This is a genomic window from Micromonospora sp. CNZ296, assembly GCF_007827635.1.
In genome coordinates this window covers 35,985-49,502 of record NZ_VISW01000026.1, presented here as the reverse complement: position 1 = coordinate 49,502, position 13,518 = coordinate 35,985, and the positions used below count along the sequence as shown (strand labels likewise).

16 protein-coding genes are annotated in these 13,518 nt (G+C 72.4%); 9 read left to right on the top strand and 7 right to left on the bottom strand.

Going from position 1 to position 13,518, the window contains the following annotated elements:
* Window positions 1-7: 7 nt before the first annotated feature.
* A complete protein-coding gene (locus tag FB455_RS30530; protein ID WP_030274014.1) occupies window positions 8-646 on the bottom strand; it encodes an HAD family hydrolase in 639 nt (212 codons plus the stop codon).
* A 115-nt stretch (window positions 647-761) separates the two neighbouring features.
* The gene (locus FB455_RS30525) at window positions 762-1,502 is read right to left on the bottom strand and encodes a neutral zinc metallopeptidase (protein WP_030274016.1); all 741 of its coding nucleotides are present in this window, start codon (window positions 1,500-1,502) and stop codon (window positions 762-764) included.
* 104 nt (window positions 1,503-1,606) lie between these two features.
* On the opposite strand from FB455_RS30525, the gene FB455_RS30520 reads away from it, so the two are divergent.
* A complete protein-coding gene (locus tag FB455_RS30520; protein WP_052166216.1) occupies window positions 1,607-1,993 on the top strand; it encodes a hypothetical protein in 387 nt (128 codons plus the stop codon).
* A gap of 9 nt (window positions 1,994-2,002) precedes the next feature.
* On the opposite strand, the gene FB455_RS30515 is transcribed toward FB455_RS30520, so the two are convergent.
* The 3 genes from FB455_RS30515 to FB455_RS30505 form a co-directional block, all read right to left on the bottom strand.
* Window positions 2,003-2,185 carry a hypothetical protein gene (locus FB455_RS30515; RefSeq protein ID WP_013286093.1) on the bottom strand — a complete coding sequence of 61 codons (183 nt, stop codon included), beginning with the start codon at window positions 2,183-2,185 and terminating at the stop codon, window positions 2,003-2,005.
* Between the two features lie 179 nt (window positions 2,186-2,364).
* Window positions 2,365-3,030, bottom strand: a complete 666-nt coding sequence (locus tag FB455_RS30510; RefSeq protein WP_030274019.1) for a cation efflux transmembrane domain-containing protein — start codon at window positions 3,028-3,030, stop codon at window positions 2,365-2,367.
* Window positions 3,030-3,356, bottom strand: coding sequence for an ArsR/SmtB family transcription factor (locus FB455_RS30505; protein WP_030274021.1), 327 nt, complete (start codon window positions 3,354-3,356; stop codon window positions 3,030-3,032). Before FB455_RS30505 ends, FB455_RS30510 begins: the two co-directional genes overlap by 1 nt.
* Window positions 3,357-3,443: 87 nt before the next feature.
* Here FB455_RS30505 and FB455_RS30500 point away from each other — a divergent pair, with 87 nt between their 5' ends.
* From FB455_RS30500 to FB455_RS30480, 5 genes are all read left to right on the top strand, one after another.
* A complete protein-coding gene (locus tag FB455_RS30500) occupies window positions 3,444-3,773 on the top strand; it encodes a hypothetical protein (protein WP_030274023.1) in 330 nt (109 codons plus the stop codon).
* Window positions 3,773-4,195 (top strand): MerR family transcriptional regulator, encoded by a 423-nt coding sequence (locus FB455_RS30495; protein WP_030274025.1) that lies wholly within the window; start codon window positions 3,773-3,775, stop codon window positions 4,193-4,195. Before FB455_RS30500 ends, FB455_RS30495 begins: the two co-directional genes overlap by 1 nt.
* A gap of 3 nt (window positions 4,196-4,198) precedes the next feature.
* Window positions 4,199-4,534, top strand: a complete 336-nt coding sequence (locus FB455_RS30490) for a YnfA family protein (RefSeq protein WP_013286088.1) — start codon at window positions 4,199-4,201, stop codon at window positions 4,532-4,534.
* 75 nt (window positions 4,535-4,609) lie between these two features.
* Entirely contained in the window at window positions 4,610-5,608 is a 999-nt protein-coding gene (locus FB455_RS30485; protein ID WP_030274027.1) for an RNA polymerase subunit sigma-70, read from the top strand.
* Window positions 5,608-6,300, top strand: coding sequence for a DUF6069 family protein (locus FB455_RS30480; protein ID WP_030274029.1), 693 nt, complete (start codon window positions 5,608-5,610; stop codon window positions 6,298-6,300). Before FB455_RS30485 ends, FB455_RS30480 begins: the two co-directional genes overlap by 1 nt.
* 3 nt (window positions 6,301-6,303) lie before the next feature.
* On the opposite strand, the gene FB455_RS30475 is transcribed toward FB455_RS30480, so the two are convergent.
* A complete protein-coding gene (locus tag FB455_RS30475; protein ID WP_030274031.1) occupies window positions 6,304-6,708 on the bottom strand; it encodes a hypothetical protein in 405 nt (134 codons plus the stop codon).
* A gap of 216 nt (window positions 6,709-6,924) precedes the next feature.
* Between FB455_RS30475 and FB455_RS30470 the strand changes: the two genes are divergently transcribed.
* Complete coding sequence (locus FB455_RS30470; protein WP_013286084.1) at window positions 6,925-7,326, top strand: hypothetical protein; 402 nt, start codon at window positions 6,925-6,927, stop codon at window positions 7,324-7,326.
* 300 nt (window positions 7,327-7,626) lie between these two features.
* Here the strand turns inward: FB455_RS30470 and metH are convergent, their stop codons facing one another.
* Window positions 7,627-11,142 (bottom strand): methionine synthase, encoded by a 3,516-nt coding sequence (gene metH / locus FB455_RS30465; RefSeq protein WP_030274033.1) that lies wholly within the window; start codon window positions 11,140-11,142, stop codon window positions 7,627-7,629.
* A 241-nt stretch (window positions 11,143-11,383) separates the two neighbouring features.
* Between metH and FB455_RS30460 the strand changes: the two genes are divergently transcribed.
* Window positions 11,384-12,253 carry a PAC2 family protein gene (locus FB455_RS30460; RefSeq protein WP_013286081.1) on the top strand — a complete coding sequence of 290 codons (870 nt, stop codon included), beginning with the start codon at window positions 11,384-11,386 and terminating at the stop codon, window positions 12,251-12,253.
* Between the two features lie 115 nt (window positions 12,254-12,368).
* On the top strand, window positions 12,369-13,160 hold the full coding sequence (locus FB455_RS30455) for a GntR family transcriptional regulator (RefSeq protein ID WP_013286080.1): 792 nt from the start codon (window positions 12,369-12,371) through the stop codon (window positions 13,158-13,160).
* Window positions 13,161-13,518: the final 358 nt, after the last annotated feature.

Here is a 13,518-nt window from a genome sequence, read left to right as displayed (position 1 = left end):
GCCCTTCTTAACGATTGAGCAGGGCCGCGAGCAGCTCCAGGTCCGCCGCGAGCAGGCTCTCCACCTGGTGTACGCCGTCGGCGGGCGCCAGCGGCACCTCGGCCGGTACGGCCAGCACCGCCGCCCCGGCGGCGAGCGCACTGGCCACCCCGGTCGGTGAGTCCTCGATCGCCACGCACCGCTCGACCGGCACGCCCAGCAGACGCGCGGCGGTCAGGTACGGCTCCGGGTGCGGCTTCGCCGAGTCCACCTCGTCGCCGCAGACCACCGCGCCGAAGCTGTCCCGCCCCAGCGTGTCCAGGGCCACCTCGACCAGGGACCGGCCGCTGGAGGTGACCAGCGCGGTGGGGATGCCGGCGTCCCGTACCGCCCGCAGCAGCGCCAGCGCGCCCGGACGCCACCGCAGCCCGGTGCGGAACAGGTCCAGGATCCGGGCGCTGATCCAGTCGGCGCTTTCCTGCACGTCCCGCTCGGGCTGGCCCAGGTCGTCGTGCACGATCCGCATCGCGTCGGCCATCCCGGTGCCGACGATCGCGCGGCGGGCGTCCTCGGACAGGACACCGCCGTACACGGCGGCCAGTTCCTGCAAGGCGACGTCCCACAGTTTCTCGCTGTCGACCAGGGTGCCGTCCATGTCGAAGAGCACGGCGGCGGGGTGCTTGCTGCTCAGCGGGGGCCTCCTTCGATACGCGTACCCCGCCGATCCTGCCAGTCGCGTCCGGTGCGCCCGTCACCGTCCCCGATCGGGGTGACCCGCGGCATCAGCCGAGGCCGCAGGCGCCGAGCGACTTCTCGTACCCCCGGAAGAACGACTCGCTGCGCTGCTCGGCGGTGCCGTGCGAGCCCTCGGCGAACCACGGCTGGTCCGGGTCGTCGCCGACCGCCAGCAGCCCTTCCCGGAACTCCTCCAGGTCGCCGTCCTCCAGCTCCAGCGCCCCGGACCGCACGCTGTCACCGAGGTACGCCCCGGCCATGCAGTCGGCCTGCAACTCCTGCTGGATGGTGAAGTTGTAGCGGATGCCCAGCCGCACCTGCATGCCGTGGGCGTACTCGTGGCCGAGCAGGTAGAACAGGAACGCGTCGCCGATCTGCCGGAACGCCGCCACCGACCAGTTCACGTCGTAGGCGATGAAGTCGCCGGCCGAGCAGTAGACCGCGTTGTTGCGCGGCAGCCCCTGCCCGGCGCAGGCCACCTCGCCCTCGCGGCTGTAGGCCACCACCCGCCGGATCGGGGTGAACCGCTCACCGGAGGCGCGGAACCGCTCCGCCCAGTAGCGTTCGGCCAGCCGTACCGCGTCCTGGATGTCCTGCTTGAACTCGGCCACGCTCGTCGTGCCGTCCGCGCGGGTGGTCTGCGACTCGGGCTGCGCGCTGCGCGGGGGTGCCGGCTGCTGCGGCTCGCCCTGGTCGTAGCCGCCGGCCATGCAGCCGGCCGCCACCAGCGCGGCCACCACCAGTCCGGCGATCGGCCCGCGCCCCTGACGTCCCGCCCTGTCCCCCACCGTGACCTCCCGGCTGTTCGTTCCCGTGTCCCGCAGCAGTACCCCCGGCGGCCGCCGGTGATGCTCACCGGCTCTCACGCACCGCCGCCGGGAATCGTTCACCGGTGCGCGGGAACGGTACGGTCGGCGTCGTGGGCCGGTCGTACGCGGGAATCGTCTACTGGCGACGCAGCCTCTGGAACGGCATGCGGTGCGTACCGGTGCTGCTGACGCTCGACGAGGGCCGGCTGCGCGCCCGCGACCGGCGCGGCGCGGAGGTGTTCGCCGCGCCCGCCGGGCAGGTCGAGGCCCGGGGGACGATCGTCGGCACGATGCTGCTCACCGTCGGCGGCCACCGGTACGCCCTGGTCGGCGTGGGCGCCACCGTCTCACCGGCGCCGAGCGCGGAGCAGCGGCGGCGGTTGGATGAGTACACGGCCCGCGCCGAGCCTGTTCCCGACCTCGCGTCGTGGTGGGAGGTGCTGGCGGGGGCCGGCGTGACGGTGCGCTGACCGGCGCGGTCAGTCCAGGCCGCGCATGATGTGCGGCTCGCCGTCGTCGTCGCCGAAGCAGCGGTGCAGCACCTGGGCGCGCGCCCACAGGTCCAGGCTGCTCGGCGGTCCGACCGGCCCGGTTCCGGCGGGCGTGGTGGTCAGCACGGGAGCCGGTTCCGGCGGGACCTGCGACGTCACCTCGTCGGTCATGTCCGCCCCTTTCGTCGTACCCATGCTCGTCTGCGGGCGTTTCCGCCACGTCAACTCCGACGGCGCGGGCGTGGACGCGGCGCGCCTGACCCACGCCGGCCCGTACTCCGGTGACGGTAGCCCGCCGGGCCGTCGAGCACAGCCGTATTCCCGACGTCGCCGCAGGTCGCGGCCGGTGATCAGGCCCGCCCGCCGCCCGGTCCGCAGGTGGCGCAGCAGGTGTCGCCGCGCCAGGCGTCGCGGCCCTCGCGGACCGCGACCACGGCGATCACCAGGGCGGCGACCGGGTCGGCCCAGGACCATCCGAACAGGCCGTTGAGGGCCAGCCCGACGAGCAGGACCACCGAGAGGTACGTGCACAGCAACGTCTGCTTCGAGTCGGCCACCGCCGACCGGGAGCCCAGTTCACGCCCGGCGCGCCGCTGCGCTGCCGACAGCACCGGCATCACGATCACCGAGAGCCCGGCGAGCACCAGCCCGACCGGTGAGTGCGCGGCCTCGGCGCCGCCGAGTAGCGCCCGTACCGCCTCGACTGAGACGTACGCGGCGAGCGCGAAGAACGACACCGCGATGACGCGCAGCGTGACCCGCTCCCGGGCCTGCGGATCCGGACCGACGAACTGCCACGCCACCGCCGCCGCGGAGGCCACCTCGATGACCGAATCCAGACCGAAACCGATCAGGGCGGTCGAGGACGCGACGGTGCCGGCGCCGATCGCCACCACCGCCTCGATCACGTTGTAGGTGATCGTCGCGGCGACCAGCAGGCGTACCCGGCGGGTGAGCAGCGCACGGCGGTCCGGCCCCGGGCCTGCGGGCGTGACGGGGATCAGCGGCAGGCTCATCAGCAGCATCCGTCCGCGGCGTCCGGGCAGGCGGCCGGGTCGACCGCGAGCACGACGCCGACCAGGTCGCCGAGCGCGTGGGCGAGGCGGGCGTCGGCCAGCTCGTACCGGGTGCGGCGACCCTCCGGCACGGCCACGACCAGGCCGCAGCCGCGCAGGCAGGCCAGGTGGTTGGACAGGTTCTGCCGGCTGGTGCCGAGCGCCTCGGCCAGCTCGGCCGGGTAGCCGGGCCCCTCGCGCAGGGCCAGCAGCAGCCGGGCGCGCAGTGGGTCGGACAGCGCGTGACCGAAACGGGACAGCGCCTGGGAGTGGTGCAGCGTCCGCATGCTGTGACTGTACAGCGTCTGCTGTATTCAGGAAAGAATGAACCGGCGGTTGCATCCGGTACCCCGGTACGGGCTTACCGTCGAGAGGTGACCGACGAATCCTGGGTGCCCGACACCTGCACGCTGCCGACCACCGAGCGGCCGCTGCGGCTGGCCGAGTTCGACGGGCTGTTCCACGACGCGCTGCGCGGCGCCGACCGGCCGGCCGCCGGGCATCTGCGGCTGCACCTCGACGGCCGCGCCGAAGCGCTCGCCCGGGACCTGATCGCCCGCGAGTCCGCCTGCTGCTCCTTCTTCACCTTCGATCTCGCCGGCCCGGACGGCGACACGCTGACGCTCGACATCCGCGTTCCGGCGACCCGTGTCGCCGTACTCGATGCCCTGGCCCTGCGGGCCACGACCGCGCGGGGCCGGTGATGGGCGAGCCGGAACTGCGCAGCGGCCGGCTCGCCGACGCGGCCGGGGTCAACGTGCAGACGCTGCGCTACTACGAACGGCGCGGGCTGCTGCCCGCGCCCCGGCGGTCGCCGGGCGGGCATCGCCTCTACCCGGCCGAGACGGTCACCCTGCTGCGGGTGGTGAAGGCCGCGCAACGTCTCGGCTTCACGCTCGCCGAGGTCGCCGACCTGCTGACGGCCGGACGGCACGACGCCGGCCTGCGGACCCGGGCCCGCGACAAGCTCGCCGAGGTGGAGCGACGGCTCGCGGACCTCACCGCCGTCCGCGACACGCTCCGGGCCGCCGTCTCGGCCGGCTGCGACGACCTGGTCACCTGCGCCGAAAGCCCGCACTGTCCCCTGCCCTTCACCGGTCCGGACCGAGGCCCGGCTACGGTCTGACGCATGACGGTCGTGCGTTCCATCCTGCTGTTCCTGCTCGCCGCCCTCGCCGAGATCGGCGGCGCCTGGCTGGTGTGGCAGGGCTGGCGGGAGAACCGCGGACTGCTCTGGATCGCCGCCGGGGTGATCGCGCTCGGCGCCTACGGGTTCGTGGCCACGTTCCAGCCGGACGCGAACTTCGGCCGCATCCTCGCCGCCTACGGCGGCGTCTTCGTCGCCGGGTCGCTCGCCTGGGGCATGGTGGTCGACAAGTTCCGGCCCGACCGCTACGACCTCGTCGGAGCGGCCATCTGCCTGGTCGGCGTCGCCGTCATCATGTACGCCCCGCGCGCGAGCTGACGTCGCGGTGATGAGTTTCCGCGCCCGTGCCCGTCACACCTGCGAAGGGACACGACGACGCGGAGGGATGACGTCATGGGTAGGGACACGCAGCTGCAGGAGCTGGGCGTGAGCGATCTGGCTGAGGTCGACGAACCGGCGTTCACCGGGCTGGCGCAGCAGCACCGACGGGAGCTGCACGTGCACTGCTACCGGATGCTCGGGTCGTTCGAGGACGCCGAGGACACCGTCCAGGAGACGTTCCTGCGGGCGTGGCGGCGGCGGGACACGTTCGCGGGACGGTCGACGTTCCGGGCCTGGCTGTACCGGATCGCCACCAACGCCTGCCTGGACCGGCTCGCCAGGTGCCGGCCCGAGCCCGCGACCGGCGGCGAGGTGCGGTGGCTCCAGCCGTACCCGGACCGGCTGCTCGACGAGCTGCCCGCCGCCGACGCGGACGAGCCGGAAACCGTAGCGGTGGCGCGGGAGACGATCGAGCTGGCGTACCTGGTCGCGGTGCAGCACCTGGCGCCGCGCCCACGCGCAGTGCTGATCCTGCGGGACGTGCTCGGCTGGCCCGCGAAGGACGTCGCGGAACTCCTTGGGGACTCGGTCAACTCGGTGAACAGCGCCTTGCAGCGGGCTCGCGCGGGCATGCGGGAACACCTGCCCGCGCAACGGCAGGACTGGACCGGCGACGAGACGGACACCCGGACGCGCGAGCTGGTACGCCGCTTCACCGACGCCAGCATCGCCAAGGACGTCGACGGTCTCGCCGCCATGCTGCGCGACGACGTGCGCTGCTCGATGCCGCCCACCCCGGGCCTCCAGATCGGCCGCGACGCCGTGGTGAACGACTGGATCGCAGACGGTTTCGAGAGCCTGGGCAGCCTGCGAGCAGTGCCCACCGCCGTGAACCGGCAGCCCGCCGTCGCGTTCTACCTCTGGCAGGACAGCGACGGCGCGTACCTGCCGCTCACAGTCGACGCCTTGCGCATCACCGGCGGGGCCATCACCGAGATCGTCACGTTCCACGCCGACCAGTTCCCGCGGCTCGGGCTGCCGGAGCGCCTGCCGGCCGACCGCACGCCGTAGTGCCCGCGCGGACGCTCGCGCTGCCCGGCGGCGCGCGAGTTCCGGTGGTCGCGGCCCAGTGGCGTCACGCGTACGGCGTGGTCACGCGCGGCCGGGTGCAGCTGGAGCTGCGCGACGGCACCCCCGGGCCGGTCCTCGGCCGTGACGCCGGCTTCTGGCTGCGCGGAACCGGCGTACGCGCGCTGCGCAACCCCGGCCGTCGCACCGCGACGGTACGGATCCTCACCCCCGGCTCCTGGAGGAACGACATGATCAGCAGCACCGACACCGGCGTCACAGTGGGCCGCCCGCACGGCTTCCGGCGGCTCGCCGTCACCGGCCTGGTCGCCACGATCGCCGCGATGGCGGTCACCACGCTCGCGGCGGCGCTCGCCCGCGCTGCCGGTGTGGACTTCGAGATCCCCGACGGCGGCGAGACGATCCCGTTGGGCGGGTTCGCCGTGGTGACCGGGTTCTTCTCGCTCGTGGGCGTCGTCATCGCCGCCGTCCTGCTGCGGTTCAGCGCGCGTCCCGCGCGGCGGTTCGTGTGGACGGCGGTGTCACTGACCGCACTGTCGATGGTGCCGCCGTTGATCGCCGGGGGCGACGCAGCCACCACTGTCGCGCTGGTCGGGCTGCACCTGGTCGCGGCGGCGGTGATGATCCCCGCCCTGACGCGGAGCCTGCGCGCAGACCCTTCGCGAGGTGCCTGACGGCTACCGGGTCGTGGCTCCGCGGCGGTGGAGGGCCACCTTGGTGCCGCCGAACGCGACGAGCCAGGGCAACATCAGGAAGCCGCCGCAACCGATCACGATCAGCCACAGCGTCTCAGTCGGTTTGCCCTGGTGTTCCAGGCCGGGCCAGGTGAAGGCGCTGCCGAGCAGCGACAACGCGTAGAACAGGACGATCACGATCGCGGCGGCCGTACCGATCCGGCGGCTGAGCCCGATGCCCGCGGCGCAGAGAAACCCGAGCCCGGACATGACGACGGGGGCGAGGTACATACCGGACAGGACGACGAAGGTGTAGTACGTCGCGCCGGGGTCGAGAGCCGGGTCCGCCAACGGTGGCGGGCCGGCTCCGACCGCGTGGACGACAGCGGAGAGGGCGGAGTTCACCACTTCGGACTCCTCGCGCTGGGACGCTCGCACGCCATCGAAATCGATCCCTCAGTCTGGCACCGGTCGAGCCGCCGGACCGACCGGGAGCCGCAGGCCCGACACAGAATGATGCGATCCACAGGGTTCGATCGGTATCACTCGGGCACTTCGATACGGACCACACGCCGGGCGCCGCCAGTCGGCGCCCGGCGCCACGTACGACCGAGAGGTGACACCATGACCTTCCGCGCCAGGCTCGTCGGAGCCGCACTCGCCGGGACGCTCGCCGCCGGTGCATCGGCACTGGCCACGGCCTCCACGGCCAGCGCGCAGGCCGAACCCTGCGTTCAGCGCATCGCCGTGGTGAACAACGCCGCCTTCGTGATGTCCTTCAGTGTCGCGGCGAGCAACGGCCTGGAGACGGCGAACACCGACACCTACCCGATCAACCAGTCGCGGACGATCGATCTCACTACCACCGCGCTGCCGGTCGGGTCCGATGTGCGGCCGGTGGTGGACGCGGTGGCCGGAGCGCAACGGACCCCGAGCAGCTTCGTGTCGTACTGCGAGAACGGGCAGACCGCGACGTACTCGGTGACCGGGACGACGTACGACTACTCGGTCACGCTGATCGGCTGACCGACGCGTCGACGCTTCGGGGCGTCCGCCATCCCGGCGGGCGCCCCGCGCTCGTCCGCGCCAAGACGGGTAACCGGCGAGGGCCGCCGGTAGGCAGGTCGTCCGCTCACGCGTCAACCGATCGAGTCACCGAACGCCAAGGCGTCGAAGGCCCGTTCGAGGTCGGCCGTGTCCGCACCGGTGAGGACCGTTTCCAGGTACGCGCCGTCGGCACGCATGACTCAGGTCATCGAGCAGTCTTCACTCGCCCGCCCTGATCAATAAGACCGCAGGGCAGGACAGTAAGCGCGCTCACCCTGGCTACTTGGCGTTGAAGTAGTTCGCCTCCGGGTGGTGCACCACGATCGCGTCAGTGGCCTGCTCCGGCACCAACTGGAACTCCTCCGACAACTGCACCCCGATCCGCTCGGCGCCCAGCAACTCCACGATCTTCGCCCGGTCCTCCAGATCCGGGCAGGCCGGGTAGCCGAACGCGTACCGGCAGCCCCGGTAGTCGGTGCGCAGCAGGCCGGCCAGATCGGCCGGGTCCTCGTCGGCCACAGTGCCGCCGCCGGGCAGCACCAGCTCGGCCCGGATCCGCCGGTGCCAGTACTCCGCCAGGGCCTCGGTGAGCTGCACGGACAGGCCGTGCACCTCCAGGTAGTCGCGGTACTCGTTGCCGGCGAACATCTTCGCCGTGTACTCGCTGATCGGCTGCCCCACGGTGACCAGCTGCAACGCCACCACGTCGAGCTGGTCGCCCTTGGGCCGGAAGAAGTCGGCCAGGCACAGCCGCCGCTCCTGCCGCTGCCGGGGGAAGGAGAACCGGGCCCGCTCGCTGTGCCCGTTCTCGTCCAGCACCACCAGGTCGTTGCCCTCGGAGTACGCGGGGAAGTAGCCGTACACGACGGCCGCCTCCAGCACCTGGTCGGAGATCAGGCGGTCCAGCCAGTACCGCAGCCGGGGCCGGCCCTCGGTCTCGACCAGTTCCTCGTACGACGGCCCCTTGCCGCCACGGGCGCCGCGCAGGCCCCACTGGCCCAGGAACGTGGCCCGCTCGTCGAGCAGTGCCGCGTAGTCGGCCAGCGGCACACCCTTGACGACACGGGTGCCGAAGAACGGCGGCTTCGGCACCGTCACGTCCACCGCCACGTCGGAGCGGACCGACGCGTCGTCCAGTTCGGGCAGCGCCTCGCGCACCTGCGCCCGCTGCCGCTCGCGGCGCTCCCGGCGGGCCGCCAGTGCCGCCTCGCGCTCCGGGTCGACCATCGGCGCGCCGCCGCGCTTGGCCGCCATCACGCGGTCCATCAGGGACAGCCCTTCGAACGCGTCGCGGGCGTAGTGGACCTGGCCCGGGTAGATCGACCGCAGGTCGTCCTCCACGTACGCGCGGGTCAGCGCCGCGCCGCCGAGCAGCACCGGCCAGCGCTCGGCCACGCCGCGGGAGGCCATCTCGGCCAGGTTCTCCTTCATGATGACTGTGCTCTTGACCAGCAGGCCGGACATGCCGATCGCGTCGGCCCGGTGTTCCTCGGCCGCGTCGAGGATCGCGTTGATCGGCTGCTTGATGCCGATGTTCACCACGTCGTAGCCGTTGTTGGACAGGATGATGTCGACCAGGTTCTTGCCGATGTCGTGCACATCGCCCTTCACTGTGGCGAGCACGATCCGGCCCTTGCCGTCGTCGTCGGTCTTCTCCATGTGCGGCTCCAGGTAGGCCACCGCGGTCTTCATCACCTCGGCGGACTGGAGCACGAACGGCAACTGCATCTGGCCGGAGCCGAACAGCTCGCCGACCACCTTCATGCCGTCCAGCAGCAGGTCGTTGATGATGGACAGCGGCGTACGCCCCTGCGCCATCGCGGTGTCCAGGTCGGCCTCCAGGCCGTTGCGCTCGCCGTCGATGATCCGCCGCTTGAGCCGCTCGTCCAGCGGCAGCGCGGCCAGTTCCTCGGCCCGGGTGGCGCGCGCCGACGCCGCGTCCACGCCCTCGAACGCCTCGATGAACCGCTGCACCGGGTCGTAGCCCTCGCGGCGGCGGTCGTACACCAGGTCGAGCGCCACCTCGCGCTGCTCGTCCGGGATCCGCGACATCGGCAGGATCTTGCTGGCGTGCACGATCGCCGAGCTCAGCCCGGCCTGGGCGCACTCGTGCAGGAAGACCGAGTTGAGCACCTGCCGGGCCGCCGGGTTGAGGCCGAACGAGACGTTCGAGATCCCGGCGGTGAAGTTGACGCCCGGGTAACGCGCGGCGATCTCCCGGATCGCCTCGATCGTCTCGATGCCGTCGCGGCGGGTCTCCTCCTGCCCGGTGGCGATCGGGAACGTCAGCGCGTCGATGAGGATGTCCTCCCGGCGCATCCCCCACCGGCCGGTCAGGTCGTCGATCAGCCGGCAGGCCACCCGTACCTTCCACTCGCGGGTGCGGGCCTGGCCCTCCTCGTCGATGAGCAGCGCCACGACGGCGGCGCCGTGCTCCCTGACCACCGGCATGATCCGCGCGTAGCGGGAGTCGGGACCGTCGCCGTCCTCGAAGTTGACCGAGTTGACCACGCACCGGCCGCCCAGCATCTCCAGCCCGGCCTCGATCACCGCCGGTTCGGTGGAGTCCAGCACGATCGGCAGCGTCGAGGCGGTGGCGAACCGGCCGGCCAGCTCCCGCATGTCCTGCGTACCGTCACGGCCCACGTAGTCGACGCAGAGGTCCAGCAGGTGCGAGCCGTCGCGGGCCTGGCTGCGCGCGACCTCCACGCAGGCCTGCCAGTCCCCGGCGAGCATGGACTCGCGGAACGCCTTCGAGCCGTTGGCGTTGGTCCGCTCCCCCACCATCAGGATGCTGGCGTCCTGGGCGAACGGCACGTGGTGGTAGATCGAGGAGACCCCGGCCTCCGGCTTCGGCTCTCGCGCCACCGGCGCCCGCCCGCCGAGTCGCTCCACCAGCACCCGGATGTGCTCCGGGGTGGTGCCGCAGCAGCCGCCGATCAGGGCAACGCCGTAGTCGGTGACGAACTGCTCCAGCGCGTCGGCCAGCTCGTCCGGGCTGAGCGGGAAGTACGCCCCGTCGGCGGTCAGCACCGGCAGGCCCGCGTTCGGCATCACCGAGATCGGGATACGCGAGTGCTGCGCCAGGTAGCGCAGGTGCTCGCCCATCTCGGCCGGGCCGGTGGAGCAGTTCAGCCCGATCAGGTCGACGCCCAGCGGCTCGATCGCTGTCAGCGCGGCGCCGATCTCGCTGCCGAGCAGCATGGTGCCTGTCGTCTCCACCGCGACCTGGCAGATGATCGGGACGTCCCGGCCGGCCTCGGCGCGGGCCCGCTTCGACCCGACCACCGCCGCCTTGACCTGGAGCAGGTCCTGGCAGGTCTCGATGATCAGCGCGTCCGCTCCGCCGGCGATCAGGCCGGCGGCGTTCTCCTGGTACGCGTCGCGCAGCGAGGCGTAGCTCGCGTGCCCGAGGGTGGGCAGCTTGGTGCCCGGACCCATCGAGCCGAGCACGAACCGGGGATGCTCCTCCGTCGCGTACGCGTCGGCGGCCTCCCGCGCGATCCGCGCGCCCGCCTCGGACAGCTCCCGGATGCGGCCGGGGATGCCGTACTCGGCGAGGTTGGGCAGGTTCGCGCCGAACGTGTTGGTCTCCACGCAGTCGGCGCCTGCGGCCAGGTAGGCGTCGTGCACGCCGCGGACCACGTCCGGGCGGGTCACGTTGAGGATCTCGTTGCAGCCTTCCAGGCCGTCGAAGTCGTCGAGGGTGAGGTCGGCGGCCTGGAGCATCGTCCCCATCGCGCCGTCCGCGATCAGGATCCGATCGGCCAGCAGGTCACGCAACGAAATAGGCACATGCCCCAGGTTAGTGCGCCCGAGTGCGGCAGAGTCACCCGAACCGGGCCTTCCCACATTCTGCCCACCGGGCCGGCGTACACCTTTCCGCCGGTTCGCCCGAGTGGTCCGGCCCGGCGACCGGCGCGGCCGACGGGCCGGGCCCGGCGGCGGCACGTAGGCTGACGGACGTGAAGGACAACTGGGGTGCGACCGTGCGACGGGGCGGCGCCGCGCCCGACGAGCAGGGTGAGGTGACGGCGTGACCGAGTTCGACGGGCTGCCGGTACTGCGCTCGCCGGTCGCCATCGCGGCCTTCGAGGGCTGGAACGACGCCGCCGACGCCTCCACCGCCGCCGTGGAACACCTGGAACAGGTCTGGCAGGCCCGGGAGGTGACCGAGCTGGACCCGGAGGACTTCTACGACTTCCAGGTGAGCCGCCCGACGATCACCATGGCCGACGGGGAGACCCGGCGCGTCGAGTGGCCCACCACGCGCTTCATGGTGGCCAGCCCGGAGGGCACCGAGCGCGACGTGGTGCTGATCCGCGGCATCGAGCCGAGCATGCGCTGGCGTACGTTCTGCGAGCAGGTGCTGGAGATCTGCCACAGCCTGGAGGTCGAGCGGGTGGTGCTGCTCGGCGCGTTGCTGGCCGACGTGCCGTACACCCGGCCGCTGCCGATCAGCGGCAGCGCGTCGGACGCCGACGCGGCCAAGCGCTACCAGCTCACCCCCACCCGGTACGACGGGCCGACGGGCATCGTCGGCGTGCTGCACGACGCCTGCACCCGGGCCGAGGTCGACGCGGTGTCGTTCTGGGTGCACGTGCCGCACTACGCCAACAACCCGCCCTGCCCGAAGGCCACCCTCGCCCTGCTGCACCGGGTCGAGGAGGTGCTCGACCTGCCGGTGCCGATGGCCGACCTGGCCGAGGAGGCAGCCGAGTGGGAGCAGCGGGTGCGCAGCGCTGCCGAGCAGGACGCCGAACTCGGCGAGTACGTCCGTGAGCTGGAGGAACGGGTCGGCGACGCCGGCATCACCCCGTTGACCGGGGACGAGATCGCCCAGGAGTTCGAGAAGTACCTGCGTCGCCGCGGTGGTTCCGCCGGGCCGACAGCGGGTTCCTGGTAGCACCCTTCCGTCGAAGCCGGGCTCCCCTGCCGGGGCCCGGCTTCTTCGTGTCCGGGGTGGCGCCGTCACACCCGCTAGGGCATCCTAGGAACCTAGCTGTTGTGAGGAGGCGGGCATGCAGATCAACCCCGGCGCGGCCGAGTTCCCGCACCGGCAGATCGCCGCGCAGCTCAAGGCCCAGGTGCGCCGCGGCGACTGGGGTCCGGGCGAGCGGCTGCCGTCCATCCCGGCCATCGCCGAGATGTTCGGCGTCGCGAAGCAGACCGTGCAGCGCGCCGTCGACCAGCTGCGGGTCGAGGGCATCCTGATCACCAAACCCGGCTCCGGTACGTACGTCCGGGGCACCCGGCGCCGCCTCAACCGCCTGTCCCGGGGCCGGTACGGCGGCTTCCGCGGCTACCACACCGACCTGGCCGCCCGGTACCGCCAGCAGCTCGTCTCCGTCGGCCGTTCCCCCGCCCCGTCCGAGGTGGCCGACGCGTTCGGCGTCGCCGACGGCACCGAGCTGCTCTGCCGGCGGCACCTGGTACGCACCGACGACTCCCCGGTCGAGGTCGGCGCGTCCTGGTTCCTGCCCGCCGACACCGCCGGCACGTCACTGGAGCGGGCCGAGGCATTCGGCCGGCCGCTGTACCAGGAGGCGGAGGAGGTCACCGGCCGGCGGTACGTCACCGCCACCGACACGATCAGCGCCCGCCAGCCCAGCCGGGAGGAGGCGGAGATCCTCCAGATCCGCCCGGACACGCCGGTGCTGCACCTGCTGCACGTCGCGTACGACGAGCGGCACAAGCCGATCGAGGTCGCCCAGGCCACCTGGCCCGGCCCGATGACCACGCTGACCGAGGAGTACAAGATCCCCGCCCCCGCTCCCGACCAGGACCCCGACCCCGGCCTGGTCCTGGGCTGACCCGCCCTCGACGCCCGGCCCCGGCCCCGGCACCCCGGCACCCCGGCACCCCGGCACCCCGGCGATCTTGCACTTTCCGCCCCGGCGAAAGGGACATTCACGACACCCACGGGGCCACAACTGCAAGATCGCCGAGTCAGCGGTCGGGTCGCCAGCGCACGGAGCAGCCGGGGCCGGCCACGCCCGAGTGGAACATCACGTGTGTCAAACCGTCCTCGACGCACCCACCACGTTCCACCCACGCCACACCCGCCCCCGGACGGCGCGATCTTGCGGTTGCGGCCCCCGCGAACCGGGCAAAGCGCCGGAACGTGGGCCGCAAGTGCAAGATCGACGCGCGAGCAGCGCGAGAAGGCGC